Source organism: Segatella copri (genome assembly GCF_949820605.1).
Classification (GTDB): domain Bacteria; phylum Bacteroidota; class Bacteroidia; order Bacteroidales; family Bacteroidaceae; genus Prevotella.
The window spans coordinates 651,081-677,783 of record NZ_CATKVU010000006.1 but is presented as its reverse complement, the minus strand read 5'-3'; the positions used below and the strand labels follow the sequence as shown (position 1 = coordinate 677,783).

Below are 26,703 nucleotides of genomic sequence, written 5' to 3'. Positions count from 1 at the left end.
TATTCTTTTAATTCTTTATTCTGTTTCTTCAAGCCTTAACTGTGAATCACCGGCAACTTGATGGTAAAGGTTGTACCCTTTCCCAATTCGCTATCTACCTTAATTTCACCATCATGAAGATCTACTATCTTCTTGACATAAGCCAGTCCCAATCCGAATCCCTTCACATCATGGACATTGCCCGTATGTACGCGGTAGAACTTGTCGAATATCTTCTTCAGATTCTCCTTCTTCATACCCAGACCGGTATCTGTAATCGAGAGATACAGATGTTCTTCATCATTCCAGGTCTTCATCGTAATGTTAAGCGGCTCGTCCGGCTTGCGGTATTTCACAGCATTGTCCATCAGATTGAAGATGACATTCTGGAAATGCACCTCGTCAACATATAGTCCCGAATCGATGGCTTCGATATCGGTATAGACCTTACCACCTGTATGCTCAACGCGGAGCGAGAAGGAATTGGCAATATTCTCAACCATCTCGTTCAGATCGAGTTCTTTCTTCTTGAACACCGCCTTCTTGCGGTCGAACATACTCATCTGTAATACCTTTTCTACCAGAAAACGAAGACGCTTCGATTCATCGTTGATCACGTTACCCAGATGTTTCTGCATCTGTTCACTCTTTGCTACCGAGGTATCATTGAGCATCTGCGCTGCCAGACTGATACTGGCAATCGGCGTCTTCAGTTCGTGGGTCATGTTATTGATGAAATCATTCTTTATTTCAGTATACCTCTTTTGTCTAAAGATGACCACGATGGTAAAGATGAAGGTAATCAGCAGTACCAGCGTAAAAATGACACTAGGAATCATGAAGCGCACACTGGAGAAGATATAGCTGTTCATATCCGGGAAATGTACCCTTACTACGCCCATCTTCGACTGTGGGTCGTTGCGGAAGAGTACCTGTGAGTAGCTGTATTCCTCACCCTCGTCCGTATAGTCAGGACAGCGGTAAACCTCTCGCCCATCCTGGGTAGTCACGGTGAAATGATAAGGTATGTTGATACCATTATTCATCATCTCAGCCTTGAGGTCCTGATCGAGCTGCTTGAAGTTGATTCTCTCCTTCAGCGGCTTGTCTGATGCCGAATAAAGGATAGAATATACCACCTCATCCAGCAACGCTTTCTGATAGACATAGCGGTTCTTCACGATTTCCTGAAGCGACTTCTGTGTTTCTGTCAGCGAATTCTTATCGCTACGCAGTATCATCGCCTTCGGCATATTGCCAGGATGTGTAGCATTTGTCTTCAGCTCGAAAGTTGAATAAACTGCCGTTCCCTTGTTCTTATCTTTATTGGCCTTACGTTCTGTCTCGTTGACATTCTTTTCGAGATAGCGCAGAGTTTCATTAAGCTCCAAATTTCTTGAAGCTTGATACAGGGCTCTATTGACCGACTCGTCAAACTGTTCCTTCTTCATGTTTACCATCTCCTGGATGTAACTGAGCTGCAAGTAAAGCAGCGCAAGGAACGAAAAGCCCATGATAATGGCTATGATCCAAATCGTTTTCTTCTTCATGGGGGCAAAGATAAGAAATTTCTTAATCAGTTAACTTAAAATCGTTAATTAATTATTTACTCTTTCTAGTTTTTAACATTTTTCTGTATTTTTAGTTTCATATATAAAACTAAAATTTTCATTTTCCATAAAAAAAGAGAGGAAGCATACATATCACATGCACACTTCCCCATATTGGTCATATCAACATAAAATTTTAATTTATATAAGAGAGATTTTTCTCTAACCTAACAATTGCTATTCAGCATCCTTCTCCAATTCTGCCTCATGATCCGCAATCAGCTTACTCTGAATGTCGGAAGGAACCAACTCGTAGCTGGCAAACTTGGTAGTGAATGAAGCACGTCCACCCGTCAATGAACTCAGAGAGATGGAATAGCTGGCAAGTTCCTTCAGAGGTATCTTGGCACTCAACTTCTGGTAACCGGCCTCGCTGTCCATACCCATAATGAGAGCACGACGTCCCTGGAGATCACTCATCACATCACCCATGAAATCAGCAGGCACATAAACCTCAAGATCATAGATAGGCTCCAGAATCTTCGGACCAGCCTGTTTGAAGGCATCGCTGAACGCATGGCGGGCAGCAAGCATGAACGAAAGTTCATTACTATCTACTGGGTGCATCTTACCATCATAAACGATGACACGTACATCACGTGCATAACTGCCCGTCAACGGACCATGTTCCATACAGTCCATAACACCCTTCAGAATAGCTGGCATGAAGCGGGCATCAATGGCACCACCAACCACAGAGTTGAGGAATACCAGTTTACCACCCCATGGCAAACTAACCTCTTCACGGCTCTTGATATTCATCTTGAACTCCTGACCGTTGAAGGTAAATGACGTAGGATCAGGCATACCTTCTGCGTATGGTTCAACTATGAGATGCACCTCACCAAACTGACCAGAGCCACCACTCTGTTTCTTATGGCGGTAGTCAGCACGAGCCTTCTTGGTAATAGTCTCACGATAAGGTATACGTGGCTCTTCGAAAGTCACATTGAGTTTTTCGTTGTTTTCCAGACGCCACTTCAGCGTGCGGAGATGGAACTCACCCTGTCCTCTTACGATTACCTGGCGCAATTCCTTGCTCTGATCAACAATCCAAGTAGGGTCTTCCTGGCGCATCTTCAGGAGTGCAGCCATCAGTTTCTCTGTATCCTGAACATTGGCAGCCTTGATAGCACGTGAATACTTAGGGTTAGGATATTTAATGAAGTCGAAACGCCACTCAGCTCCCTTACCATTAAGGGTATTGCCTGTCTTCACGTCCTTCATCTTCACGGTACAGCCAATATCACCGGCATTCAACTGCTCTACAGGCACACGGTTGGCACCCGCACAGGCATAAATCTGTCCGATACGCTCCTTGGAGCCACGATCTGCATTAGTCAGGTCGTCACCATTTTTGATAGAGCCGCTCATCACCTTGAAGTAGCTTACCTCACCGATATGAGGTTCCATACCAGTCTTGAAGAAGTAAACACTCTCAGGACCATTGCTGTCTGGTGTAATTTCTTCACCACGTGTATTATGCAGTTTCGGCATCTCGCTTACGAAAGGAACCACATTGCCCAGGAACTCCATCAGGCGGTGAACGCCCATCGACTTACCTGCACAAACGCAGAACACAGGGAAGATGCTACGGGTAACTAATCCCTTGCGGATGCCCTCGCGAAGTTCATCTTCTGTCAGGCTCTCGCTCTCGAAGAACTTCTCCATCAGTCCCTCATCGTTCTCGGCTGCAGCCTCTACAAGAGCCGTATGAAGTTCCATGGCTTTCTCCATTTCCTCTTCTGGAATATCTTCAATAATAGGAGCACCGCCCTCAGGCTTCCAGGAATATTTTTTCATCAATAAGACGTCAATGAGAGCATTGAAGCCTGAGCCGGTCTCAATAGGATATTGTATCTGCACACACTTAGAACCGTAAATGTCCTTCATGGTGGCTATGATATTATCAAAGTCGCACTTGTCTGAGTCGAGCTGGTTTACCAGGAAGATGACAGGTTTACCCAACTTCTCTGTATAACGGAAGTTGTTCTGTGTACCTACTTCTGGACCATACTGACCATTAATAAGGATAACTGCCTGATCGGTAACATTGAGTGAAGTAATGGCGCCTCCCACGAAATCATCGCTACCTGGGCAATCTATAATGTTAAGCTTCTTGTTGTTCCACTCTACATGAAAAACTGTAGGGAACACAGAGTAGCCGTATTCCAACTCGACTGGGAAGTAGTCGCTCACCGTATTTTTCGCTTCTACAGAGCCTTTACGCTTGATAACGCCTGCTTCAAATAACATACTCTCGGCAAGTGTAGTCTTGCCGCTACCCGCACTGCCCAACAGCGCAATGTTTTTAATCTCATTTGTCTGATAAACTCTCATGACGCTTATAGATTTTTAAGGGTTATACTTAAATTTGCTAGTTGCAATCCACAGTCAAACCACCGGTTTTTCTGTTTCATGCTACTAAAGTACAAAAAAAATCGCACATTGCCAAAAGTTTTGGGCAAAAAACTTCTGTTTTTTAAAACATATTAGTACTTTTGCACTTTGTTTAGACATGTTTTTGTCTTTACACCTTATTATATATAGAAAAAGGAGTTCAGAAATATGGCAGGACTATACATACATATCCCCTTTTGTGAAAGCCGGTGCATCTACTGCGGTTTTTACAGTACCACCTCCCTCAAGTTAAGGGATGATTACACTGATGCTCTCTGCCGGGAGATGCAGATGCGCCCGGCAAAAGCCGCTCCCGGAAGCAATGAAACTATCGAAACCATCTATCTGGGCGGTGGAACCCCGAGTCAGCTCAACGGCTCCCAACTCAACCAGATTTTCTCTGCTATCAGAAAAAACTATACGCTGGCAGAGAATATGGAGATTACGATGGAATGCAATCCAGACGATGTAACCGGTGATTTCTGTGAGACGCTGAAGCAACTCCCCGTCAACAGAATCAGCATGGGAGCGCAGACCTTCAGCAATGAGCGCTTACACTTTCTGCATCGCCGTCATAATGCCGGAGAGGTAGAAGAAGCCGTCGACCGGCTCCGCAACATCGGCATCCGCAATATCAGTATCGACCTGATGTTCGGATTCCCCGAAGAATCTCTTTCCCAATGGATGAGCGATATCAGGCACGCCATACAGCTGGATGTGGAACACATATCTGCCTACAGTCTGATGTACGAAGAGGGAACGCCCCTCTACCATATGCTGAAACAGGGAAAGATTAGCGAAATAGATGAAGAAACCAGTCGCAAGATGTATGAAACCCTGATAGACCAGCTTACTGGAGCAGGCTACGAACATTATGAAATCAGCAATTTTGCCCGTCCGGGCTTCCGTTCACGTCACAACAGCAGTTACTGGCACGAGGTACCATATATCGGAATAGGAGCAGCCGCTCACTCTTACAATAGGAAGCAGCGCAGCTGGAATATCGAAAATATCCAGACTTATATTCGAAGTATCGGCGATGGCATTCTGCCTTCTGAGAGTGAACAGCTAGATATTTCCACCCGATACAACGATCTGATAACAACCGCCTTGCGAACAAGCGACGGAATAAACCTCATGAAGATGGAGCAGGAATTCGGAAAAGAACTGGCAGACAGACTGCTCCAGGAAGCCCAGTCGCATATCAGCCGTGGACTGATGAAAATAAAGAACGGCAGGCTCTCCCTCACTCGGGAAGGTCTTTACATATCGGATGATGTGATGAGTGATTTCATGATTATATAATGGTTTCAATAAACAAAAAAGCCTTGGAATCTAATTCCAAGGCTCTAATTTCTTTAAACCATTTTTCTTGTATACTTCATAATAAAAAGCTTTAATGCTCTTGACCACTTGTATGGTAGATTTCTTTTTCTGCAACATAGGCTTAACCAGCTGCATCACAGCAAAACAAACTACCACAATAAGCAATACTACTGCCCAAGAGAGAATCTCACTCTGAATATCCAAAATTGGCTGGAGGCCAATGCCCAAAGCCACAGGCAGGATAAAACAGACCCAATCTATCGGGCTGTCAAGCTTGGTTGATTCGATATATTCATCGCGTAGTGCTTTTGGAGCATTCAAGATTAATCTCTTCTGGTGCTTATTCCAGTAATCTTCAAATTCTTTTTCCATGCAATCCATTTACGGTTTTGTCTTAAAACTAGACGGTTAAAACTTCAATACTTATACTTTTCTTTATACTTTTCGGCTACAAAGATAAGAATAATTATTCATTTCTCCAAAATTACAACATACTACTTTGAATATTTAACGTATATTAGTTCTAATGGTCAAAACAAAAACTTCACTGCATCACTTGACAATAGCCTGCTTGTATATAGACTGAAAAAGGCAACACCCAACGACGGGCATTGCCTTTCTTGTATAATAACAAAGAGGAATTTTATCTCTCATTAAGTGGCTTATACTCCAGTTCGCCAAGAATATTCTTATATGCAGGACGGATAATACGACGGCCTTCGAAATTGAGTTCTTCAATACGATGGGCTGTCCAACCCACGATACGTGCCATGGCGAAAATAGGTGTATAGATTTCCTGTGGCAAACCAATCATTTCATAGATAAAGCCACTGTAGAAATCAAGATTTGCACACGCTGGCTTGCTGCCTCCACGGTGTTCCTGCAGACATTTGATACCTTCCTGCTCTATCAACTTCAGGAAATTATACTCGTCTTCTCTACCCTTTTCCTTGGCAAGTTCACCTGCCAGGCGCTTCAGTTCAACGGCACGTGGGTCACTCAAAGTATAGACTGCATGACCGATACCATAAATGAGACCTGTCTTGTCATAAGCCTCCTTGTTGAGCATTCGCTTAAGGTAAGTATCAAGTTCAGTTACATTACCCCAATCCTTGATAGCTTCTTTCAAGTGGTGGAACATATTGATAACCTTGATATTGGCACCACCATGCAAAGGACCCTTTAAACTACCGATACCAGCAGCAATGGAACTGTAAGTATCTGTACGGGTAGAAGATGTTACACGTACTGTAAAGGTTGAGTTGTTACCACCACCATGTTCTGCCTGGATAATCAGGAGAAGGTCGAGCATACGGGCATCCAATTCGGAATAGTTTTCATGCTTCATCATATAAAGAAAGTTCTCTGCAATAGAGAGATTCTCACGAGGATGACGAATATGTAGACTTCTACCCTGAACAGAGTGACGGTAGATGTTGTATGCATAAGCAATGATGGTTGGGAACTTGGCAATCAACTCAATACTCTGGCGCATCAGATTGTCACGGCTGATGTCATCCGGATTCGGATCGAAGGTGTACATTTCGAGCACACAACGGGCCAGGATGTTCATGATGTTGCTACCTTCCAGCTCGATAATATGGGTAATCGTACGATGATCAAGAGGCATATTATCGTTCAGAAGTTCCTTGAAAGCATCCAATTCCTCCTTATCAGGCAACTGGCCCGAGAGCAGCAGGAAGGCTACTTCCTCGAATCCGAAGCGCTTCTCTTTCAAGAGAGGAGTTACCAGGTCATCAAGTTCATAACCACGATAATAAAGTTTACCTTCTGTAGGGGTCAACTTACCTTCTGCATCGCGCTCATAACCCACTACATTACCGATATTAGTCAGTCCGACCAACACACCAGAGCCATCCTCATTACGAAGTCCACGCTTCACATTGAACTTCTTGAATGCATCCTTATCAATCTTGCATGAGTTTTTTACCTCATCGCTTAATTTATATATTAAATATTCTTTATTCATAACTGTTACTTTTTTAGCTGCATGGCTACTATTATTTCTTTGCAGCAAAGTTCAATGCAGAACCTGCCTTAAACCATGCAATCTGTGTATCATTATAAGTATGCTCAACCTCGAAACTATCCTCAGAACCATCCTTGTGCTTCAGGGTGACGGTGAGTTTAGAACCTGGAGCAAACTCCTTCAAACCTGTCAAAGAGATGCGGTCGTCCTCCTGCACCTTATTATAATCATCCTTGTTGCAGAATGTGAGGGCAAGCATACCCTGCTTCTTCAGGTTGGTTTCGTGGATGCGGGCGAAACTCTTGGCGAGAATCACCTTCACGTTGAGGAAACGAGGCTCCATAGCTGCATGCTCACGGGAAGAACCTTCACCATAATTATCCTCTGCCACCACGATGCTACTGATGCCTTTTGCCTTGTAAGCCTTGGCAGCGGTAGAAACCTCGACATAAGCACCATCCAACTGGTTCTTCACCTTATTGCTCTCACCGTTAAAGGCATTAACGGCACCCATTAAAAGGTTGTCGGAGATGTTCTGCAAATGTCCACGGAACTTCAGCCAAGGACCCGCCATAGAGATGTGGTCGGTGGTACATTTGCCCTCGGTTTTGATAAGAAGCGGCATATCTGTCAGGTCTTTTCCATCCCATGGAGCAAACGGAGCAAGTTTCTGGAGTCGGTTGCTGTCAGGCGCAATGACTACCTCTACATTGGCATTTTCTTCGCTTGGGGCAATGAATCCCTTATCCTCTACGGCAAAACCCTTAGGTGGGAAGGTGAAACCTGTAGGCGCATCGAGCATCACGCTGTTGCCATCCTTATCCAGCAAGGTATCTGTAGCCGGATTGAAGTCGAGACGGCCCGCAATGGTGAGAGCCACGGTGAGCTCTGGACTGCCGATGAAGGCAAACGTATTAGGGTTACCATCAGCACGGCGGCGGAAGTTTCGGTTGAAAGAGGTAACGATGGCATTCTTGCGCGTATTATCGTCGGTATGACGCTTCCACTGTCCGATGCAAGGACCGCAGGCATTGGTCATGATGAGGGCTCCAATCTTCTTGAAATCATCGAGGATGCCATCACGCTCGGCTGTATAGCGAATCTGCTCTGAACCCGGGTTGATGATAAGCTGTCCCTTCACCTCAATACCTTTCTCATAAGCCTGACGGGCAATGCTGGCAGCACGGGCCAAGTCCTGATAAGAAGAGTTGGTACAGCTACCTACCAATCCTACTTCTACTACCATCGGATAATCGTTGGCAGGACCTTTTGCCTTCATGTGAGAGATTGGTGTGGCTGCATCTGGAGTGAACGGACCGTTAAGATGAGGTTCAACCTTAGAAAGGTCGATTTCAACAATCTGGTCGTAGAAAGCAGACGGATCTGCCAACACCTCATCATCAGCACGGAGTTCGGCTGCATTCATCTGTGCGAGAGATGCAATTTCTTCACGGCCTGTCTTGCGGAGATACTCGCTGGCATTCTGGTCGAATGGGAAGATAGAGCATGTGGCACCCAATTCGGCTCCCATGTTACAGATGGTAGCCTTGCCGGTAGTAGAGATGCTGTTCAATCCCTCGCCGAAGTATTCGAGGATGGCATTGGTTCCGCCCTTTACGGTAAGGATGCCGAGGATTTCGAGAATCACATCCTTAGGAGTGGACCAGCCAGAGAGTTTACCTGTGAGATGCACACCAATGAGACGTGGCATCTTGAGTTCCCAAGGCTGACCGGTCAACACATCTACGGCATCAGCACCACCTACACCTACTGCCACCATGCCAAGACCGCCGGCATTAGGAGTATGAGAATCGGTACCCACCATCATACCTCCAGGAAATGCATAGTTTTCGAGCACTACCTGATGGATGATTCCGGCACCTGGTCCCCAAAAACCGATATGGTATTTCTGAGAAACAGACTTCAGGAAGTCGTAAACCTCCTTATTGGTCTTGCAAGCCTCAGGAAGATCTTGTGTTGCGCCCACATCGGCACGAATCAAGTGATCACAATGTACGGAAGCAGGTACGGCCACCTTGTCCTTACCCGCATTCATGAACTGCAAGAGCGCCATTTGCGCAGTCGCATCCTGCATCGCCACGCGATTAGGTCGGAAGTCAACATATTCCACACCTCTTTTATATGGTCGCAACTGTGTTGGGTCGAAAAGATGTGCAAAGAGCACCTTCTCGGCATAAGTAAGAGGTCGTTTCACCATAGCCTTAGCCTGGGCTACACTTTCCGAATACGAAGCGTAAAAGCTTCTCAGCATTTCAATGTCCAATATCATCTTGTTCACAATTTTAATTAATTATACACTCTTTCAAGCAATTCTATTTGCAAAAATACAACTTTTTCTACAGATAGTAGCATCTTTTATCGAAAATTTATCATTTTGATATGATTTTTCTGTTTTTTTGATAATTTTGTTGCATATTTATACATTAATCACTCTCTTTCTCCGGAAAAGCAGGATTATGATATGAAAAGACAAGAATGGCTACGGAAAGGCAGGAAAACAGAGAAAAAAGAAAGGAAAGTGAAGAAAAGAGGAGTTAAAATGAAAGAAAAAGCAAAATTTTTTGGTACTCTCCGCATTATTTATTATTTTTGCAGATGTTATGAGAATAGACATTATTACAGTATTACCAGAGATGCTGGAGGGATTCTTCAATGAGTCCATTCTGGCACGTGCGCAGAAGAAGGGTCTAGCGGAGATTCATCTGCACAACCTGCGTGACTACACATTAGATAAATGGAAGCGTGTGGACGACTATCCATACGGCGGAAGTGCCGGCATGGTGATGCAATGTGAACCAATAGACCGCTGCATTGCTGCGCTGAAGGCGGAGCGCGAGTATGATGACGTGATTTACGTTTCGCCAGATGGTGAAACTTTCAACCAGAAGATAGCCAACGAAATGTCGATGCAGGGTAACCTCATCATCCTCTGCGGTCACTACAAGGGTATTGACCAGCGTGTGCGCGACCATCTCATTACCCGAGAAATCAGTGTAGGTGATTATGTGCTAACGGGTGGCGAACTTGCTGCAGCCATCATCTCAGATGCCGTCATCCGACTGGTTCCGGGTGTTATCAGCGACGAACAGAGTGCACTTTCCGACTGTTTCCAGGACGACATTCTTGCCGCCCCTATCTACACCCGTCCTGCCGACTACAAGGGATGGAAGGTTCCGGAGATTCTGCTCAGTGGCAACGAAGCCAAGATTCGCCAGTGGGAATTCGACCAGGCCATGGAAAGAACCAAGCGCCTGCGCCCTGACCTGCTGAAATAAGAAGAAATCATTGCTGATTACTATCATACCCAGAACGGTGATTTTTAGGCACGGTGTAATCCGTTCCTAAAAACCACTATTCTACTCATTCTCAAGCCATATACTAAAACTCTACACCTTATTTATCAACTACACCTTATTAATATTATTCTTTTTCTACGCATTTTTCGCAGAAAGCCTCACCCAGCATGAAACCTTCTTCGTAGAGGCGTTCCAGTTTATCGGTATCCTTCTCTATTCTGCCAACTTCCAACGGACGGATTGGACGGATACAGGTAATCTTACCCGCAGCCTCCAGATCATCTACAAGCTGGATCTGTTCGTTATAAGCCCGATGACGGTGACTCAGAGCCACACGCAGGCGAGGATAGTTCTTATATAAATAAGGTATCTTACGGTCTTTGCCCATATCACGCCATCCTTTGTTGCGAGTCAGGACAACCACATTGTGTTGCCACCCCATGTCAATGGCGTGCTGTACCGGAATACTGTCCGCAATACCACCATCCAACATCGGAATGCCATCCACTTCCACAATCTTGCTCACATATGGCAAACTGCTGGAAGCACGCACAACATCCAGTGCACGCTGCCTGTCATGCTTCTCGGAAAGATACATAGCCTTGCCCGTAAGACAATTTGTAGTAACCATCTCGAAACCATCGGCATACTTAAAATAGGTATCAAAATCGAAGGGTAAGAGCTGGTTTGGAAACTTATCGTAGAGCAATTTGCGGTCGAAGATACACCCCTGGGTCACCAGATGGCGAATACCGATATACTGGTATCGGGCCAGATAATCGATGTTAGAGATACGGGCACGCCGAGGTTGGCGGCTCATATACGACATGCCATTACATGCCCCAGCCGATACAGCCACCGTATAAGGGAAATGAACATCATGCTTCATGAAGGCATCCAGTACCCCACTGGTGAAGACCCCTCGCATGCCTCCTCCCTCAAGAACCAAACCTGTTGTTTTTAAATTCAATTTCATAACACACTCTCTGCTTTTAAAATTCTGAAAATAATTATATTTTGCTCGCAGCATAGACAATTTTCTTACATTTTGTCTAGCAAAAAGCCGTTTTTATATTAATTATTTATAAATTTACGCGTTTTATTCAATTTTGCTTGCAAAGATACGTATTTTTTGGGAAATAATTGCTAACTTTGCAAGCAAAATAATGTAAAATACTAAAAATATGTTCAGCAAAGAGACTTACATCAGCCGCAGACAGGAGCTGAAGAAGCTTGTGAAAAGCGGCGTAATTATACTTTTCGGAAACAACAATTCACCATGTAATTTCCCTAATAACGGATATTACCCTTTCCGTCAGGACTCGACATTCCTCTATTATTTCGGATTGCAGCGCGACGGTCTGGTAGGTGTGATAGATATAGACAACGATATTGAAACCCTGATTGGCGACGACATCGACCTCGTAGACATCGTATGGTACGGAAGCGTTGACAATGTTCACGATCTTGCAGCGCAGGTAGGCGTTCACAACTCAGCACCTATGAAAACGCTCAAGACTATCTGCAACGACGCCATGTCAAAGAAGCGCAAGATTCATTTCCTGCCACCTTACCGCTACGACATCAAGCTGCAGGTATTCGACCTTCTGGGCATCCATCCTAACCAACAGAAAGAAGAGGCCAGCATGGACCTCATCAAGGCTGTTGTGAAGATGCGTTCAACTAAGACCCAGGAAGAAATCGAGGAATTGGAGCGTGCTGCTGTCATCGGATACAAGATGCATACCACAGCGATGAAGCTCGTACGTCCGGGTGTGACAGAAAAATATGTTGCAGGTCAGGTAAGCGGTATTGCCCACTCTTACGGAGCCATGGTCAGTTTCCCAACCATCTTCAGTCAGCACGGTGAAATTCAGCATGGTTATCCATCTATGAATGTACTGGAAGAAGGCAGACTGGCACTCTGTGATGCAGGTGCAGAAACTATGAACAACTACTGTTCAGACAACACCCGCACCATGCCGGTGAGCGGAAAGTTCAGCCAGCGCCAGTTGGAAATCTACTCTATTGTAGAAGAATGCCACGACCATGCACTGGATGTAGCCAAGCCAGGAGTAAAATGGGCAGACGTACACTTCTCTGTATGCCGCCTGCTCTTCAACCGCATGAAGGAGCTCGGACTTGCAAAGGGTGATACAGAAGAGGCTGTAAAGGCTGGAGCACACGCCATGTTCCTGCCTCATGGTTTGGGCCACATGATGGGAATGGATGTTCACGACATGGAGAACCTCGACCAGATTAACGTTGGTTTCGACGAAGAGGTACGCCCTAATCTGGAGCAATTCGGTACCAACTGCCTGCGTATGGGTCGCCGTCTGCAGGAAGGTTTCGTGATAACCGACGAGCCGGGAGTTTACTTCATCCCTTCCCTCATCGACGACTGGAAGGCATCCGGTCACTGTGCAGAATTCCTCAACTTCGACAAGATTGAGACCTATAAAGATTTCGGTGGTATCCGAATTGAGGACGATGTACTCATCACCAAAGATGGTTGCAGATTCCTGGGCAAAGACCGCATACCTTATCATCCAAAAGATGTTGAGGAGTTCATGGCAGCCAACAAGGAATAAAATTCCTGAAAGAGAAATCATTTCAGAAAAAGGAATCAGAGAGAAGATATAACAAGAACATTAATATAAAGAGAAAAGAATTCATGAAGAAAACTATGATTGTTGCAGCCTTGATGGCTTTGGTAGCCACAGGAGCAAATGCGAAGAAAGCTGCAGACTCTGCAGAAGTAGCAAAGAACAAACCTGTATTTACTGTAGTAAAGCAGAATCCTATCACTAGCATCAAGGACCAGAACCGCAGTGGTACGTGCTGGGCTTACTCTACCCTCAGCTACTTCGAGAGCGAAATCTTGAAGAAGACAGGCAAGACCTACGACCTCAGCGAAATGTTCGTAGCCAACAAGACTTATATGGACCGCGCCACAATGGCTGTAAGAATGCACGGCGACGTGAGCTTCTCTGAGGGTGGTAGCGCCTACGATGTACTCTATGCTTTGCAGCACTATGGTATTGTACCTGAGTCTGCCATGCCTGCACCAGGTTCATTGACAGGTGACTCTTTGGCTAACTTCGGTGAGTTCTTCAATGTAATGACTCCATACGTAGAGGCAGTAGCAAAGAGCACAGCTAAGAAGCTTTCTCCAGCCTGGAAGAGCGGTCTTCAGGGTATCATCGACTCTTACATCGGTAAGGCTCCTGAGAAGTTTACATACGAGGGCAAGCAGTATACTCCACAGAGCTTCTGCCAGAGCCTCGGTTTGAATCTTGATGATTATGTAACCATTACCAGCTACACCCACCACCCAATGTGGAGCAAGTTTGCTGTTGAGGTACAGGATAACTGGCGCTGGCCTTTGAGTTACAACGTTCCTATGGAAGACCTCTGCAAAATTATCGACAACGCTGTAAACAATGGTTATACAGTAGCATGGGGAGGTGACGTAACAGAAGACGGTTTCACTCGCAAGGGTCTCGGTATCGCTTACGACGTAAAGAAGGTTCGCTCTATGGCCGGTACAGATGCTGACCATTGGTTCAAGCTCTCTAAGGACGAGAAGAAGGAGAAGTTTGATTCTCTCGGCGTAAATGCTCCTGAGATTGTTCCTACACAGGCTATGCGTCAGGAAGCATTCGACAATTGGGAGACAACTGACGACCATGGTATGCACATCTACGGTATCGCTAAGGATCAGAACGGCAAGGAGTACTACATGGTTAAGAACTCTTGGGGCGAGTATGGTGACTACAAGGGAACCTGGTACATGACCAAGGCTTTCGTAGCTTACAAGACTATGGACTTCATGGTTAACAAGAACGCCCTTCCTAAGGACATCCGCAAGAAGCTCGGAATCTAGGAGAGTTTTAATAGTTAACAGCCTATAGGTTTTCTATGGACATTCTCCTAAACAAAAATATTCAAGGGGCAGCAAACCGATGAGTTTGCTGCCTTTTTTGTTGCCAAGAAAATCTCTTATTTACTTATTTTGGGTTGCCAACAAGTCTTATTTTTACTTATTTCTAGGTAATTTAGTAAAATTCCTCCCTAAACATTTCCTTTTGTCATTTTATTTTCGTAACTTTGGGGGCAGAAATAAAAAATAATTAAAATGCATTTTAAATGGAATTACGAATCACCAACACCTGAACAGCAAAAAGCAGCTGAAGAATTAGGCGCCAAGCTAAATATGAGCCCAGTTCTTGCCCATTTGCTCATCAAGCGCGAGATTACAACAGAGTCTGCAGCCAAACGGTTCTTCCGTCCACAACTCTCAGATCTCATCAATCCATTCCTGATGAAAGACATGGATATTGCCGTAGACCGCCTGAACGATGCTATGGGTAGAAAGGAACGTATCCTTGTTTACGGAGACTATGACGTAGACGGATGCACCGCCGTTGCCCTGGTGTACAAATTCTTGCAGCAATTCTATTCAAACATCGACTACTACATTCCCGACCGCTACGACGAAGGTTACGGAGTGAGTAAGAAAGGAATAGATTTTGCTCATCAGACTGGTGTAAAATTGATTATTATTCTAGACTGCGGAATCAAGGCTATTCAGGAGATAGAATATGCCAAGAGTCTGGGAATAGACTTCATCATCTGCGACCATCACGTTCCTGACGATGTGATGCCACCTGCTGTGGCCATACTCAATCCGAAGCGTCCTGACGATCCATTCCCATTCAAGCATCTCTGCGGATGCGGTGTAGGGTTCAAGTTTATGCAGGCTTTTGCCAAGAACAACAACATTCCGTTCTCCAGGCTCATTCCTCTGCTCGACTTCTGCGCCGTGAGTATTGCTGCCGACATTGTGCCGGTGGTAGATGAGAACAGAATACTCGCCTTCCATGGTCTTAAGTTGCTGAATACCAATCCAAGTATCGGTCTGAAATCCATCATTGACATCTGCGGACTGAACGGACGCGAGCTCTCTATGAGTGATATTGTGTTCAAGATTGGTCCCCGCATCAATGCTTCAGGCAGAATGGAGAACGGCAAGCTGAGCGTAGATCTGCTGGTAGAAAGAGACTATTCCTCAGCCCTGCGCATGGCCAGACACATCAATGAGTACAATGAGCAGCGCAAAGACATAGACAAGCAGATGACTGAAGAAGCCAACGGTATCGTATCGCGTCTGGAAAGCATGAAACACAACTCCAGCATCGTGCTCTATGATGAAGGCTGGAAAAAGGGAGTCATTGGCATTGTTGCTTCCCGACTCACCGAAATCTACTTCCGCCCTACCATTGTTCTGACCCGGGATGGTGATATGGCTACAGGTTCAGCACGTAGCGTAACGGGATTTGACATCTACTCAGCCATCAAGAGTTGCCGCGACCTCCTGCTCAATTTCGGTGGTCATACCTATGCTGCCGGACTTACCTTGAAATGGGATAAGGTTAGAGAGTTCAGAGACAGGTTCCAGCATTATGTAGAAGAGCATATTTCGCCTCAACAGACAGAACCGATGCTCAACATAGATGCTGAAATTGACTTTAAAGACATTACCAAGCATCTGCAGGCCGACTTGAAGCGCTTCTCTCCTTTCGGTCCATGTAACCAGAAACCTATTTTCTGCACCAACCGGGTATATGATTATGGTACCAGCAAGGTGGTGGGCAGAGAACAGGAACACATCAAGTTGGAACTGGTAGACTCAAAATCGAGCACGGTCTTAAACGGCATCGCTTTCGGTCAGAGTGCAGCTGCCCGCTACATTAAGAGTAAGCGAAGTTTCGACATAGCCTTCACCATAGAAGAGAATATTTTTAAGAAAAACCAAGTTCAACTTCAGATAGAAGACATCCGTCCAAACGAAGGATGAGGTACTTAGCCCTATGCATGGATTAGGCACTGATTACTCGGATTACACGGATTTGTAGAGCAAATCCGTCAGGACGCAAAAGCATCGAAATCTGCAAGGGCAAAAGTTTCAAAAAATGGCAGATAAATATCAAGAAATACTACGTACATATTGGGGGTATCCTGACTTTCGCGGCATACAACGAGACATCATTGAGAGTATAGCCCGAGGTGAGGATACCCTCGGTCTTATGCCTACAGGTGGCGGTAAATCCATCACCTTCCAGGTTCCAGCTCTTGCCCAAAAGGGCGTCTGCATTGTGGTAACTCCCCTCATTGCGCTGATGAAGGATCAGGTACAGCATCTCAAGGCCCGCAACATCCTGGCTGAAGCCATCTACACAGGATTGTCGCGCCAAGAGATTCTCCGAATATTGGAAAATTGTATTTTCGGTGAAATCAAGTTTCTGTATGTTTCACCAGAACGTCTTTCTTCAGAATTGTTCCAAACTAAACTGCGCCACATTCCGGTGAGTTTCATCACGGTAGATGAAGCTCACTGCATCAGCCAGTGGGGTTACGATTTCCGCCCGTCTTATCTCGAAATTGCAAAAATAAGAGATATGAAGCCCGGTGTACCAGTCCTTGCTCTTACGGCTACGGCCACTCCCGATGTAGTAGAAGATATCCAGAACCAGCTTCACTTCAAGAAGCAAAACGTATTTAAAATGAGTTTTGCCCGCAAGAATCTTGCCTATGTGGTGCGCACCACCAACGACAAGTTGACCGAAATGGTTCATATCCTGCAGTGTACCCAAGGCTCGGCAATCATTTATGCGAGAAGCCGAAAACGAACCAAGGAGATGGCAGAACTACTGAACAAACAAGGTATTTCTGCTACATTTTACCATGCCGGACTGGATTCCGACGTGAAGGATATCCGACAGAAAAACTGGCAAAATGACGAGATAAGGGTAATGGTAGCAACCAATGCTTTCGGCATGGGAATAGACAAGTCAGATGTGAGAATGGTAATTCATATAGATTGTCCAGACTCACTGGAAGCCTATTTTCAAGAGGCGGGACGAGGCGGAAGAGACGGCGAAAAGGCTTATGCTGTGCTGCTCTACAACCAGAGCGATGAAAACAAACTCATGAAACGCATAGACGAAACCTTCCCAGACAAAGAATTCATCAAAGACGTTTACGAGCATCTTGCTTACTTTTTTCAGGTGGCAGTTGGAAGCGGAATGGGACAGACTTTCATGTTCGAGATAGAGAAGTTCTGCTTCACCTACAAGTACTTCCCTACTCGCGTAGACTCGGCTCTGCGCATTCTGGAGCGCTCAGGCTATATCCACTACGAGGACAATCCTGACGGAAAAGCAAGAATCAGATTTAACATCAGCCGAAATGATCTCTATCTGCTAGAGAATGTTTCGGAGAAGGAAGAGTCTGTTATTACGGGGCTTCTGCGTAATTACGGCGGTCTGTTTACCGACTATGTTTACATTGATGAGTCGCTGATAGAGCGTGTAAGCGAACTAAACCGTCAGCAGGTATACATGATTCTGAAAAATCTGAGTGCCCGCCACATCATCGACTTCATTCCCCGCCGCAAGACACCTTATATCAGCTACACGCGTCCTAGGGAAGATGGTTTCAGAGTTATCATCCCTGAGGAGGTATGGGAAGTACGCAAGAAACAGTTTACTGCCCACATCAAGAGCATTATCAGTTATGCAAAGAATGACAGCATCTGCCGTTCGCGCCAGCTTCTGAGTTATTTTGGCGAAAAAACGAAAATGAAGGACGACTGCGGGATATGTGATGTCTGCATAGACCACAAAATACCCCAGAAGCAAACTATTATATCAGAAATTCTAGACTTGCTGAAAGACGGAAAGCCACATGACATTACAGAATTAAACCAACTGAAATATGATTCAGAAGATATGGCTGCAGTTCTTGAAGAAATGGTTGCAGAGAATATGTTTTATGTCGAGGGAGACAAAATCGTTCATGCCCCATAAATGAAATAGTAGAAAGGTGAATCATAAGTTATACTTTATGAGGCCGCTCCCAAATGAAATCACTAAAGCCCCTTATAAACAGAAAAAAGGGAACGACACCTCTCGGGCCATTCCCTTTTCAACATTATGTACGAGAAAAAAATTAGTTATTCTCAGGGCGAAGTTTACGAACTGTAACACCAGCCTGCCACATTTCCTTGTTGCGCATAGCCTCGAGTTCAGCGTTCAACTTCTCGCGGTAATCAGCCTGAGAGTTCTTGTCGATAGAAATCTGAGCCTCGTTACCTGTCTTTACAGAGTAGTACAACCACTCCATTACAGGCTTGATAGCCTCACGGAAACGAGGAGCCCAGTCAAGAGCACCACGCTGAGCTGTTGTTGAACAGTTAGCATACATCCAATCCATACCCTTAGCACCGAAGAGAGGGCCAAGGCTCTGTGTGAGCTCCTCAACAGTCTCGTTGAAAGCCTCAGATGGTGAGTGACCATTCTCGCGGAGCACGTCATACTGTGCCTCCAACAATCCCTCAATTGCACCCATCAATGAGCCACGCTCACCTGTGAGGTCAGAAGTAGCCTCACGCTGGAATGTTGTCTTGAACAAATAACCGGCACCGATACCGATACCGAAGGCAATAGTCTTATCCTCTGCCTTGCCAGATGCATCCTGGTATACAGCGTAAGAGCAGTTCAAACCACGCCCCTCACAGAACATAGTGCGGAGAGAAGTACCAGAACCCTTAGGAGCAACCATGATAACATCAATATCCTTTGGTGGAACAACGCCTGTACGGTCGCTCCAGTTGATAGCGAAACCATGTGAATAATACAAAGTCTTACCTGGTGTGAGGTATGGCTTAATCTTTGGCCAGCATGCAATCTGACCGGCATCAGAAAGCAACATACAGATGATAGTACCCTTTTCAGCAGCTTCCTCGATAGAGAACAGAGTCTTACCAGGAACCCAACCATCCTTCAGACACTTCTCGTAGGTCTTACCCTGACGCTGTCCGACGATGACGTTGAAACCATTATCGCGAAGGTTACAAGCCTGACCAGGACCCTGGATACCATAACCGATAACTGCGATTGTTTCGTTCTTCAATACTTCACGTGCTTTCTCCAATGAAAATTCATGACTGGTGACAACAGTTTCCATTACGCCACCGAAATTCATTTCTGCCATATTTTTTAATTTTTTGTGCGGCTTGCCGTTTGTGGAGCCGCGGGTTATACTTGTCCATACGGATGCGAGCTGAATTCTTATCCAAAGAGAGCCTGTTTGATCCGTCCACCCCCTATCCAAGAAGGCGGCTCTGGGTTTATTCTTATTTTCTGAGTGCAAAGATAAGCAAATAAAATGAAACTACCAAATTTTTCTTTCAATTTTTAATAAATTTAGCCTTACTTCTTACAACTTCCACCTCATTTGCGTCATTTTTGCTGGTTTTTGTTATCTTTATGCAGTATTCTTGCATTTTTTCTGCCTCACTTGTTTCTTCCAAATAGAAATGAAGTTGGTCTCCCTGGTGACTTTCTGCTACGTAAGCTATCTCAAATCTTTGCAAAAAGTGATTTTTGTAATAATCCAGATCAAAGAGGTCGAGGATATGTTCGATGTATTTTACCGAGTTGATGTGCCCGTTAACATCTACATCATGATAATAGGTGTCAATGGTTCTCACCAGCTTGGCATCCTTGCCCATTTTCACTCTCGAACTTGCCTGGATAGGACAAGGTTTGTCCGAATCAATATATTCTTTGATAAGCCCGTCGTGAATTTCAAAAATATCAACAGGCTGTCGGGTTTCCGTATCAATCATTGCCCACACGCTCTTGCCGTAACCGTAAACCTTGGCTTCTTCTGATGATGATGTCTTGCCGCAGATTTTGAAATCTCGGGATGTGAAATATTTCATGGCACTCTCGCACCAGGTTTCTATCACAAAGCGGTCGTAAGACTTCGGCATCTCTGCCATCTCAATGGCCAGTCGGCTGAGAACCCATGTCTTGTGTTGGGGCATGAGGTAGTTCATGCCGAACCCGCGGTCGTTGCTGTGAAAATCGGCAGCATTGAGCAGATGATTTCCGAGATGCCCCATAAAGAGGTGGCTGCTGAAATCGCAGTGGAAAGGCTCCGAAAGAAATTCGTAACGCCCTACCTTATCTAATATTTTCTGTTCCATAATATCTGTCTCGTCCTTTTATCTTGTTGTTTGTCTTGTTGTTTTAAACCGAAAAAGCCCCCTGCTCCGCTAGTTTGAAGCCAGAGGAACAAAGGGCATCAAAATATAAAAGAAATCTATTCTTCTGAATTCTGCTTGAGATAATCAGAGATGGGTTCGTCAAAACTTCTCGTAACAGCGATTCTGCCGCTTCGGGTATACTGAAGGAGGCAGTTGTAGCTGTTAAGCTGCTGGAAGAGGTCGGCGATGTCTTCGGTAAGTCCTGCCAGAAGCACGGTACTGTAGGTAGGATTCACCTCCATCATGCGGGCATCATGCTTGCGGATGGTGCGCGAAACCTCTGGATTTTCAAGCAATACCGGAGTGGAAATCTTGAAGAGAGCCACTTCATGGATGAAGATCTGGTCGTCGGTGTAGTAATCGCTCTTCACCACGTCAATCTTCTTCTCTATTGCCTTGTTGATTTTCTCAATCTGCTCTTCAACACTCCAAACCGTGATGGTATACTTGTGTATATTCTTGATACTGCTGGCCGAAACATTCAAGCTCTCAATGTTTACCTGTCTGCGAGTAAACACGGCAGTAATCTGATTCAGGATACCGGCAATGTTTTCTGAGTAAACAAGCAATGTATATAATTTCTTTTCGTTGTTATTCTCCATTTTTCCAAATTTTAAAAATAATCGGTTACTTTTCGGAGTCTTTCCTTTTCGGAGGATGCTCCCTCATGAAGGAATTTACACCTTATTATATATAGCCGAAAGCTTTTAATAATTCAACTCAAGTTGCATCTCATCTACACTCTTGCCCGGCAGCGTCATCGGAACGATGTCTTCATTCTCCTTGATGGCGCACTCCAACAGGTAAGGACCCTTGGTGCTGATCATCTTCTCCACCTTAGCCTGAAGGTCCTTGCGGTCTATTACCACATCGTATGGTATGCCGTAGGCCTTGGCAATCTCTGCATAATGAGGATTCATCATGTGGGTGAAAGAGTGACGGCCGCCGAACATCAGGTCTTGCCACTGGCGAACGTTGCCCAGATAGTTGTTGTTCAGCAGAATCATCTTTACCGGTGCCTGCTGCTCCATGATAGTGCCTAGTTCCTGGATGTTCATCTGGAAACCGCCGTCGCCGAAGAAACAGCAGATGATGCGGTCGGGAGCTCCGAAGGTGGCACCGATGGCTGCCGGAAGGCCGAAGCCCATGGTTCCGAAACCACCACTAGTTACGATGCTCAGCTTCTTGGTAAACTTAAAGTAGCGGCTACTGATCATCTGGTTCTGGCCTACGTCGTTTACAAGAACTGCTTCATTATGAGTAGCTTCCGTTACCACGTTGGTCACCTCGCCCATAAGCAGCGGTCCCTCTGTAGGATGGATATCTTTCTCTATTACCTTCTCCTGTTCCTGCTGGCGGTATTCCTCGAAGGAGTCTCTCCACTCGCGGTGAACATTCTTGTTCAGCAGGCGGGTAATGGCTGGCAGACTCTGCTTGCAGTCGCCCACAACAGCCACATCGGTCTTGATAACCTTATCAATCTCAGCCTTGTCAATGTCCAGGTGAATAATCTTGGCCTGAGGAGCATACTTAGAAGGCACGCCTGTGATACGGTCGCTGAAACGCATACCGATGGCGATGAGCACATCACACTCCTGGGTCTTCATGTTGGTAGCATAAGAACCATGCATGCCGAGCATACCCATGTTGAGCGGGTGGTTGCTAGGCAGGGCAGAAAGGCCGAGCAGGGTTCTGCCGGCAGGGATATCTGCCTTCTCGAGGAATTCGATGAGTTCATTATGTGCACCGCCAAGCTCTACTCCATGCCCCACGAGGGCGAATGGTTTCTTGGCATTGTTGATGAGTTCGGCAGCTTCAGCCACCGCCTTTTCATCTATCTTAGGATAAGGTTTATAAGATGTAACCTTCTCACATTTCACTGGTTCCCACTCGCATGTAGCCACCTGCGCATTCTTTGTAAAGTCGAGCACCACAGGTCCCGGACGTCCGCTGCGGGCGATGTAGAAAGCACGGCTCACAGCCCATGCCACATCCTCGGCACGGCGTATCTGGTAAGACCACTTGGAGATTGGCTGGGTAACACCCACGAGGTCTACCTCCTGGAAGGCATCGGTACCCAGGGCACCTACGCCTACCTGTCCGGCGATGACTACGATTGGTGTAGAATCCATCATGGCATCAGCGATGCCGGTCAATGTATTAGTAGCTCCAGGACCACTAGTGACAAGAGCGACGCCCACTTCGCCACTGACTCGGGCATAACCCTGTGCAGCGTGAGCAGCAGCCTGCTCGTGACGTACCAAAATGTGGTCAAACATCTTCTTTTCACCTCTCGTATAACCGTACAGTGCATCAAACACTGGCATGATGCTGCCGCCCGGATATCCGAAGATGGTTTTAACATCCTCGTTTTTCAGGGAGCGCATCAGTGCTTCGGCTCCTGTTATTACTTCTTTTGCCATTTATATGTTATTATTCTGAATAATTCAAAAATTTTTCTTTTCTCAAAGACTCTAAAACTGTCTTTTCAAAGACTCTCGAAGACTAGTCGATGATTCTCACACCGCCCTTATCTGCCGAACTTACGCTCTGGGCATAAGCGCGCAGTGCCTTGCTAACCACGCGGTTGCGCTTAAGCGGCTGCTGTGGGCGTGCTGCGAGTTCCTCGTCAGATAGCTTCACATTGATGGAGCGGCTAGGGATATCAATGACGATGATGTCTCCATCCTTAATCTTGCCGATGTTACCACCTGCTGCAGCCTCAGGACTGATGTGACCGATGCTCAAGCCTGATGTACCGCCTGAGAAGCGGCCGTCGGTAATGAGAGCACATTCCTTGCCCAGGTGACGGCTCTTGATGTAAGAGGTTGGGTAGAGCATCTCCTGCATACCAGGGCCACCCTTCGGACCCTCGTGGGTGATGACTACGCAGTCGCCTGAGTTAACCTTTCCGCCGAGGATGCCTTCGCATGCATCTTCCTGAGAATCAAAGCATACGGCTGGACCCTCAAAATGCCAGAGCACTGGGTCTACGCCGGCTGTCTTTACTACACAACCGTTCTGGGCGATGTTGCCGAAGAGCACAGCCAGTCCGCCATCCTTGGTGTAAGCATGCTCGAGGTCGCGGATACAACCCTCGGTGCGGTCGGTGTCAAGACTCTCCCACTGAGCATCCTGGCTACCCATCTGGGTAGAGAACTTTCTGCCCGGTGCTGAATGGTAGATTCTGTCAGCCTCGGCATCAATCTCTGTGCCGGTAATGTCATATTTCTTCATCTGCTCATCGAGTGTTTTGCCGTCAACACGCTTTACGGTGCCGTTGATCAGACCGCCCTTGTTCAGCTCGTTCAGGATACCGAGGATACCACCTGCGCGGTTGCACTCCTGTACACTGTATTTCTGGGTGTTAGGGCTCAACTTGCAGAGGCAAGGCACCTTGCGGCTCAATTGGTCGATGTCTTCCATCTTGAAGTCTGCGCCAGCTTCCTGAGCTACTGCCAGCAAGTGAAGCACGGTGTTGGTGCTTCCGCCCATGGCGATGTCCAGGGTCATGGCGTTGAGGAATGCGTCGCGGGTAGCTATATTGCGTGGCAATACGCTCTCGTCGCCGTCCTCATAATATGCATAAGCGTTCTTAACTATCTGGCGTGCTGCATCTTTAAAAAGTTGGATGCGGTTTTTGTGGGTAGCAAGAATGGTTCCGTTGCCTGGCAAACTCAGACCGATGGCCTCAGTGAGTGAGTTCATTGAGTTGGCGGTAAACATACCTGAGCAGCTACCGCAACCTGGGCAGGCGCACTGCTCAATCTGCGTCATCTCCTCGTCAGAAACGCTTGTATCAGCACCCTTAATCATAGCTGTAATCAAGTCGGCGTTCTCACCCTTCCAGCGTCCGGCTTCCATAGGTCCACCTGAGCAGAACACGGTAGGAATGTTCAGTCGCATAGATGCCATGAGCATACCTGGTGTTACCTTGTCGCAGTTTGAGATGCAGATCATGGCGTCGGCCTTGTGAGCATTGACCATGTATTCTACAGAGTCGGCAATGATGTCACGGCTTGGGAGGGAATAGAGCATTCCGTCGTGTCCCATTGCGATACCGTCGTCAACGGCGATGGTATTGAATTCGGCTGCGTAGCACCCCATAGCTTCGATTTCCTTCTTGACGATCTGACCGATTTCATGAAGATGGGTATGACCTGGCACAAACTGAGTAAAGCTGTTCACGATAGCAATGATTGGTTTACCAAACTGCTCGTGTTTCATACCTGCAGCTACCCAGAGTGCTCGGGCACCTGCCATTCTTCTGCCTTCAGTGCAGACGCTACTTCTTAATGGATGTTTCATATCTTTTTTCTTTTATTTCCTTGCTTAAAAGGACTCTTTCGAGCCCATTTGTTATAATTTGCCTGCAAAGATACAGAGAATTTATGTAATAGCCAACTAATTTCGTATAAAATTTCAGAAAACTTCGTTTTTTTGTTAGAAAAACAAATAAAATGCTTACAATTTATCACAATAGATACTCATTTCTGCTGATTTTGTGCAAAAAAAAAAACAAGAAAGAGCTTATTAACCACACTGAACTCTTATCTTATTAAGATTACCTGACGAAAAAGTATAAAGCGAGGCGGCCAGACATGTAAGAAAGGTAAGAAGAAAAAAAATCCTCCTAAACCGAAGTTTAGGAGGATCTGGTCACAAGACCAAATATCTGAAACTACTTATTTCTTTATTCAGCTGCATTGTTATCATTGAATGTAGCAACACGGTTGAACTCAACCTGCTTGAAGAGCTTGTCAGTAGCACCCATACCCTTAGCCTGAAGACGATTTGCGCTAATCTTGTAAGTCTTAACGAGAATGTTCTTTACAGCATTGGCACGAGCCTCAGAAAGTTTCTGGTTAAGTTCCTTAGAACCCTCTGGAGATGCATAACCCTTAATTTCAACCTTAGCATCTGGATGATTCTTCATATACTGAGCAATCATCTCGATGTTTGGCATCTGGCTACGCTCTACTTTTGACTTACCTACAGTAAACAATACTGTTGGCTGCAAATTGGTAGCAGTAGCTGGCTTTACATACTTAGGAGCCTTCTGGCACTCATTGAGCGCATTCTGGAGATCATTGATCTGCTTGTCCTTAGCTGCGAGTTCAGAATCCTTGCTATTCAAGTCGTTGCGGAGGTTGTTGATCTGACCATTCAAACCATCAATCTCGTTCTGGTCGCGTGGAGTTACGATAGTGAAGTTGTGAGAGTTGTTAGAACCCTTGAACTTGTAGTTAACACCCACCTTAACCTGGAAAGCAGACTTGTTAACATCAAACTGGCAACCATTGCAAGCACTCTTGTTGTCGTGAAGGAACCAATTCATAGATGGCTCTACATATACCTGCCAAGCCTTGTTTGCGCCAAGGTTGAATGCGAAGTCAACACCTGCGTTAGCTGTGAGGGCATTGAGGTTGCCATTATGAAGATTGAAAGAGTGGTAACCGCCGATGCCTGCCAATGGGATGATTTCGAATTTACGTGGCTCACCCTTGTAACCCAAGAAGAGGTTTGTTGCATTGATTGTACCGATGAACTTACCGCTTGCACCACGAACCAAAGTCTTATGTGTATAAGGCAGGTTGCGGTTACGAGCATAGAGGTCAGCCTCTACAGCAGCACCCCAAACTGGAGTAAACCACTTTCCGAGACGTACACCTACTGAAGGATTTACGTTCTTGAACCATGCATTGTGAGTAGTCTTTGTAGCAGCTCCAACGTTTACACCAAGATACCAATTGTCAAAGAACTTGCTCTCCTGTGTAGTCTGAGCAGATGCAGACACTGCCATTACGGCAGCAGCAAACATTAATACTAACTTTTTCATTTTCTCTCTAAAATTTGATTGTATATAAATTACTTAAAACTTCATTTTCAACATGCAAAATAATAAAAAAAATTATTAACTACCAAATTTTTGGCCATATTTTATGCTGTAAAACATAAAAAATG

18 protein-coding genes are annotated in these 26,703 nt (G+C 45.7%); 6 read left to right on the top strand and 12 right to left on the bottom strand.

Translation table 11 applies throughout. The features are described from left to right. Positions 1-35: 35 nt before the first annotated feature. Positions 36-1,529, bottom strand: a complete 1,494-nt coding sequence (locus tag RCO84_RS03795) for a sensor histidine kinase (RefSeq protein WP_144152287.1) — start codon at positions 1,527-1,529, stop codon at positions 36-38. Positions 1,530-1,766: 237 nt separating this feature from the next. After that, positions 1,767-3,929, bottom strand: coding sequence for an elongation factor G (locus RCO84_RS03790; RefSeq protein WP_006847394.1), 2,163 nt, complete (start codon positions 3,927-3,929; stop codon positions 1,767-1,769). A gap of 228 nt (positions 3,930-4,157) precedes the next feature. Between RCO84_RS03790 and hemW the strand changes: the two genes are divergently transcribed. Continuing rightward, positions 4,158-5,294 (top strand): radical SAM family heme chaperone HemW, encoded by a 1,137-nt coding sequence (hemW, locus tag RCO84_RS03785; protein ID WP_317583973.1) that lies wholly within the window; start codon positions 4,158-4,160, stop codon positions 5,292-5,294. Positions 5,295-5,324: 30 nt separating this feature from the next. On the opposite strand, the gene RCO84_RS03780 is transcribed toward hemW, so the two are convergent. The 3 genes from RCO84_RS03780 to RCO84_RS03770 form a co-directional block, all read right to left on the bottom strand. Further along, entirely contained in the window at positions 5,325-5,687 is a 363-nt protein-coding gene (locus tag RCO84_RS03780) for a hypothetical protein (RefSeq protein WP_022121911.1), read from the bottom strand. A gap of 271 nt (positions 5,688-5,958) precedes the next feature. Next, positions 5,959-7,305: a citrate/2-methylcitrate synthase gene (locus RCO84_RS03775; protein WP_117692257.1), complete on the bottom strand. Its 1,347-nt coding sequence runs from the start codon at positions 7,303-7,305 to the stop codon at positions 5,959-5,961. 31 nt (positions 7,306-7,336) lie between these two features. Next, the gene (locus tag RCO84_RS03770) at positions 7,337-9,595 is read right to left on the bottom strand and encodes an aconitate hydratase (protein ID WP_317585496.1); all 2,259 of its coding nucleotides are present in this window, start codon (positions 9,593-9,595) and stop codon (positions 7,337-7,339) included. A 331-nt stretch (positions 9,596-9,926) separates the two neighbouring features. Here RCO84_RS03770 and trmD point away from each other — a divergent pair, with 331 nt between their 5' ends. Beyond that, positions 9,927-10,601, top strand: a complete 675-nt coding sequence (gene trmD / locus RCO84_RS03765; protein WP_006847387.1) for a tRNA (guanosine(37)-N1)-methyltransferase TrmD — start codon at positions 9,927-9,929, stop codon at positions 10,599-10,601. Between the two features lie 145 nt (positions 10,602-10,746). Here trmD and RCO84_RS03760 read toward each other — a convergent pair whose 3' ends face one another. Next, a complete protein-coding gene (locus RCO84_RS03760; protein WP_144152283.1) occupies positions 10,747-11,598 on the bottom strand; it encodes a patatin-like phospholipase family protein in 852 nt (283 codons plus the stop codon). A gap of 208 nt (positions 11,599-11,806) precedes the next feature. Between RCO84_RS03760 and RCO84_RS03755 the strand changes: the two genes are divergently transcribed. From RCO84_RS03755 to RCO84_RS03740, 4 genes are all read left to right on the top strand, one after another. Further along, positions 11,807-13,213: an aminopeptidase P family protein gene (locus tag RCO84_RS03755; protein WP_317583970.1), complete on the top strand. Its 1,407-nt coding sequence runs from the start codon at positions 11,807-11,809 to the stop codon at positions 13,211-13,213. Between the two features lie 83 nt (positions 13,214-13,296). Beyond that, on the top strand, positions 13,297-14,508 hold the full coding sequence (locus tag RCO84_RS03750) for a C1 family peptidase (RefSeq protein WP_287862069.1): 1,212 nt from the start codon (positions 13,297-13,299) through the stop codon (positions 14,506-14,508). Between the two features lie 252 nt (positions 14,509-14,760). Beyond that, positions 14,761-16,482, top strand: a complete 1,722-nt coding sequence (recJ, locus tag RCO84_RS03745) for a single-stranded-DNA-specific exonuclease RecJ (RefSeq protein WP_006847382.1) — start codon at positions 14,761-14,763, stop codon at positions 16,480-16,482. Between the two features lie 115 nt (positions 16,483-16,597). After that, entirely contained in the window at positions 16,598-18,493 is a 1,896-nt protein-coding gene (locus tag RCO84_RS03740; RefSeq protein ID WP_144152274.1) for a RecQ family ATP-dependent DNA helicase, read from the top strand. A 142-nt stretch (positions 18,494-18,635) separates the two neighbouring features. Here the strand turns inward: RCO84_RS03740 and ilvC are convergent, their stop codons facing one another. The 6 genes from ilvC to RCO84_RS03710 all read right to left on the bottom strand — a co-directional run bounded on the left by ilvC (position 18,636) and on the right by RCO84_RS03710 (position 26,578). Further along, entirely contained in the window at positions 18,636-19,679 is a 1,044-nt protein-coding gene (ilvC, locus tag RCO84_RS03735) for a ketol-acid reductoisomerase (RefSeq protein WP_144152272.1), read from the bottom strand. A 196-nt stretch (positions 19,680-19,875) separates the two neighbouring features. Continuing rightward, complete coding sequence (locus RCO84_RS03730) at positions 19,876-20,679, bottom strand: acyl-[acyl-carrier-protein] thioesterase (protein WP_144152270.1); 804 nt, start codon at positions 20,677-20,679, stop codon at positions 19,876-19,878. Between the two features lie 116 nt (positions 20,680-20,795). Then, positions 20,796-21,341, bottom strand: a complete 546-nt coding sequence (gene ilvN / locus RCO84_RS03725; RefSeq protein WP_287797506.1) for an acetolactate synthase small subunit — start codon at positions 21,339-21,341, stop codon at positions 20,796-20,798. 105 nt (positions 21,342-21,446) lie between these two features. Next, positions 21,447-23,162 carry a biosynthetic-type acetolactate synthase large subunit gene (ilvB, locus tag RCO84_RS03720; RefSeq protein ID WP_317583966.1) on the bottom strand — a complete coding sequence of 572 codons (1,716 nt, stop codon included), beginning with the start codon at positions 23,160-23,162 and terminating at the stop codon, positions 21,447-21,449. An 82-nt stretch (positions 23,163-23,244) separates the two neighbouring features. Then, positions 23,245-25,047 carry a dihydroxy-acid dehydratase gene (gene ilvD, locus RCO84_RS03715; protein ID WP_317583964.1) on the bottom strand — a complete coding sequence of 601 codons (1,803 nt, stop codon included), beginning with the start codon at positions 25,045-25,047 and terminating at the stop codon, positions 23,245-23,247. A gap of 385 nt (positions 25,048-25,432) precedes the next feature. Beyond that, entirely contained in the window at positions 25,433-26,578 is a 1,146-nt protein-coding gene (locus tag RCO84_RS03710) for an OmpA family protein (RefSeq protein ID WP_287797502.1), read from the bottom strand. Between the last annotated feature and the right edge of the window lie 125 nt (positions 26,579-26,703).

Coding starts and splice junctions, on each gene's coding strand:
- RCO84_RS03795 (WP_144152287.1), bottom strand. CDS start 1,529: ATGAAGAAGAAAACGATTTGGATCATAGCCATTATCATGGGCTTTTCG.
- RCO84_RS03790 (WP_006847394.1), bottom strand. CDS start 3,929: ATGAGAGTTTATCAGACAAATGAGATTAAAAACATTGCGCTGTTGGGC.
- hemW (WP_317583973.1), top strand. CDS start 4,158: ATGGCAGGACTATACATACATATCCCCTTTTGTGAAAGCCGGTGCATC.
- RCO84_RS03780 (WP_022121911.1), bottom strand. CDS start 5,687: ATGGAAAAAGAATTTGAAGATTACTGGAATAAGCACCAGAAGAGATTA.
- RCO84_RS03775 (WP_117692257.1), bottom strand. CDS start 7,305: ATGAATAAAGAATATTTAATATATAAATTAAGCGATGAGGTAAAAAAC.
- RCO84_RS03770 (WP_317585496.1), bottom strand. CDS start 9,595: ATGATATTGGACATTGAAATGCTGAGAAGCTTTTACGCTTCGTATTCG.
- trmD (WP_006847387.1), top strand. CDS start 9,927: ATGAGAATAGACATTATTACAGTATTACCAGAGATGCTGGAGGGATTC.
- RCO84_RS03760 (WP_144152283.1), bottom strand. CDS start 11,598: ATGAAATTGAATTTAAAAACAACAGGTTTGGTTCTTGAGGGAGGAGGC.
- RCO84_RS03755 (WP_317583970.1), top strand. CDS start 11,807: ATGTTCAGCAAAGAGACTTACATCAGCCGCAGACAGGAGCTGAAGAAG.
- RCO84_RS03750 (WP_287862069.1), top strand. CDS start 13,297: ATGAAGAAAACTATGATTGTTGCAGCCTTGATGGCTTTGGTAGCCACA.
- recJ (WP_006847382.1), top strand. CDS start 14,761: ATGCATTTTAAATGGAATTACGAATCACCAACACCTGAACAGCAAAAA.
- RCO84_RS03740 (WP_144152274.1), top strand. CDS start 16,598: ATGGCAGATAAATATCAAGAAATACTACGTACATATTGGGGGTATCCT.
- ilvC (WP_144152272.1), bottom strand. CDS start 19,679: ATGGCAGAAATGAATTTCGGTGGCGTAATGGAAACTGTTGTCACCAGT.
- RCO84_RS03730 (WP_144152270.1), bottom strand. CDS start 20,679: ATGGAACAGAAAATATTAGATAAGGTAGGGCGTTACGAATTTCTTTCG.
- ilvN (WP_287797506.1), bottom strand. CDS start 21,341: ATGGAGAATAACAACGAAAAGAAATTATATACATTGCTTGTTTACTCA.
- ilvB (WP_317583966.1), bottom strand. CDS start 23,162: ATGGCAAAAGAAGTAATAACAGGAGCCGAAGCACTGATGCGCTCCCTG.
- ilvD (WP_317583964.1), bottom strand. CDS start 25,047: ATGAAACATCCATTAAGAAGTAGCGTCTGCACTGAAGGCAGAAGAATG.
- RCO84_RS03710 (WP_287797502.1), bottom strand. CDS start 26,578: ATGAAAAAGTTAGTATTAATGTTTGCTGCTGCCGTAATGGCAGTGTCT.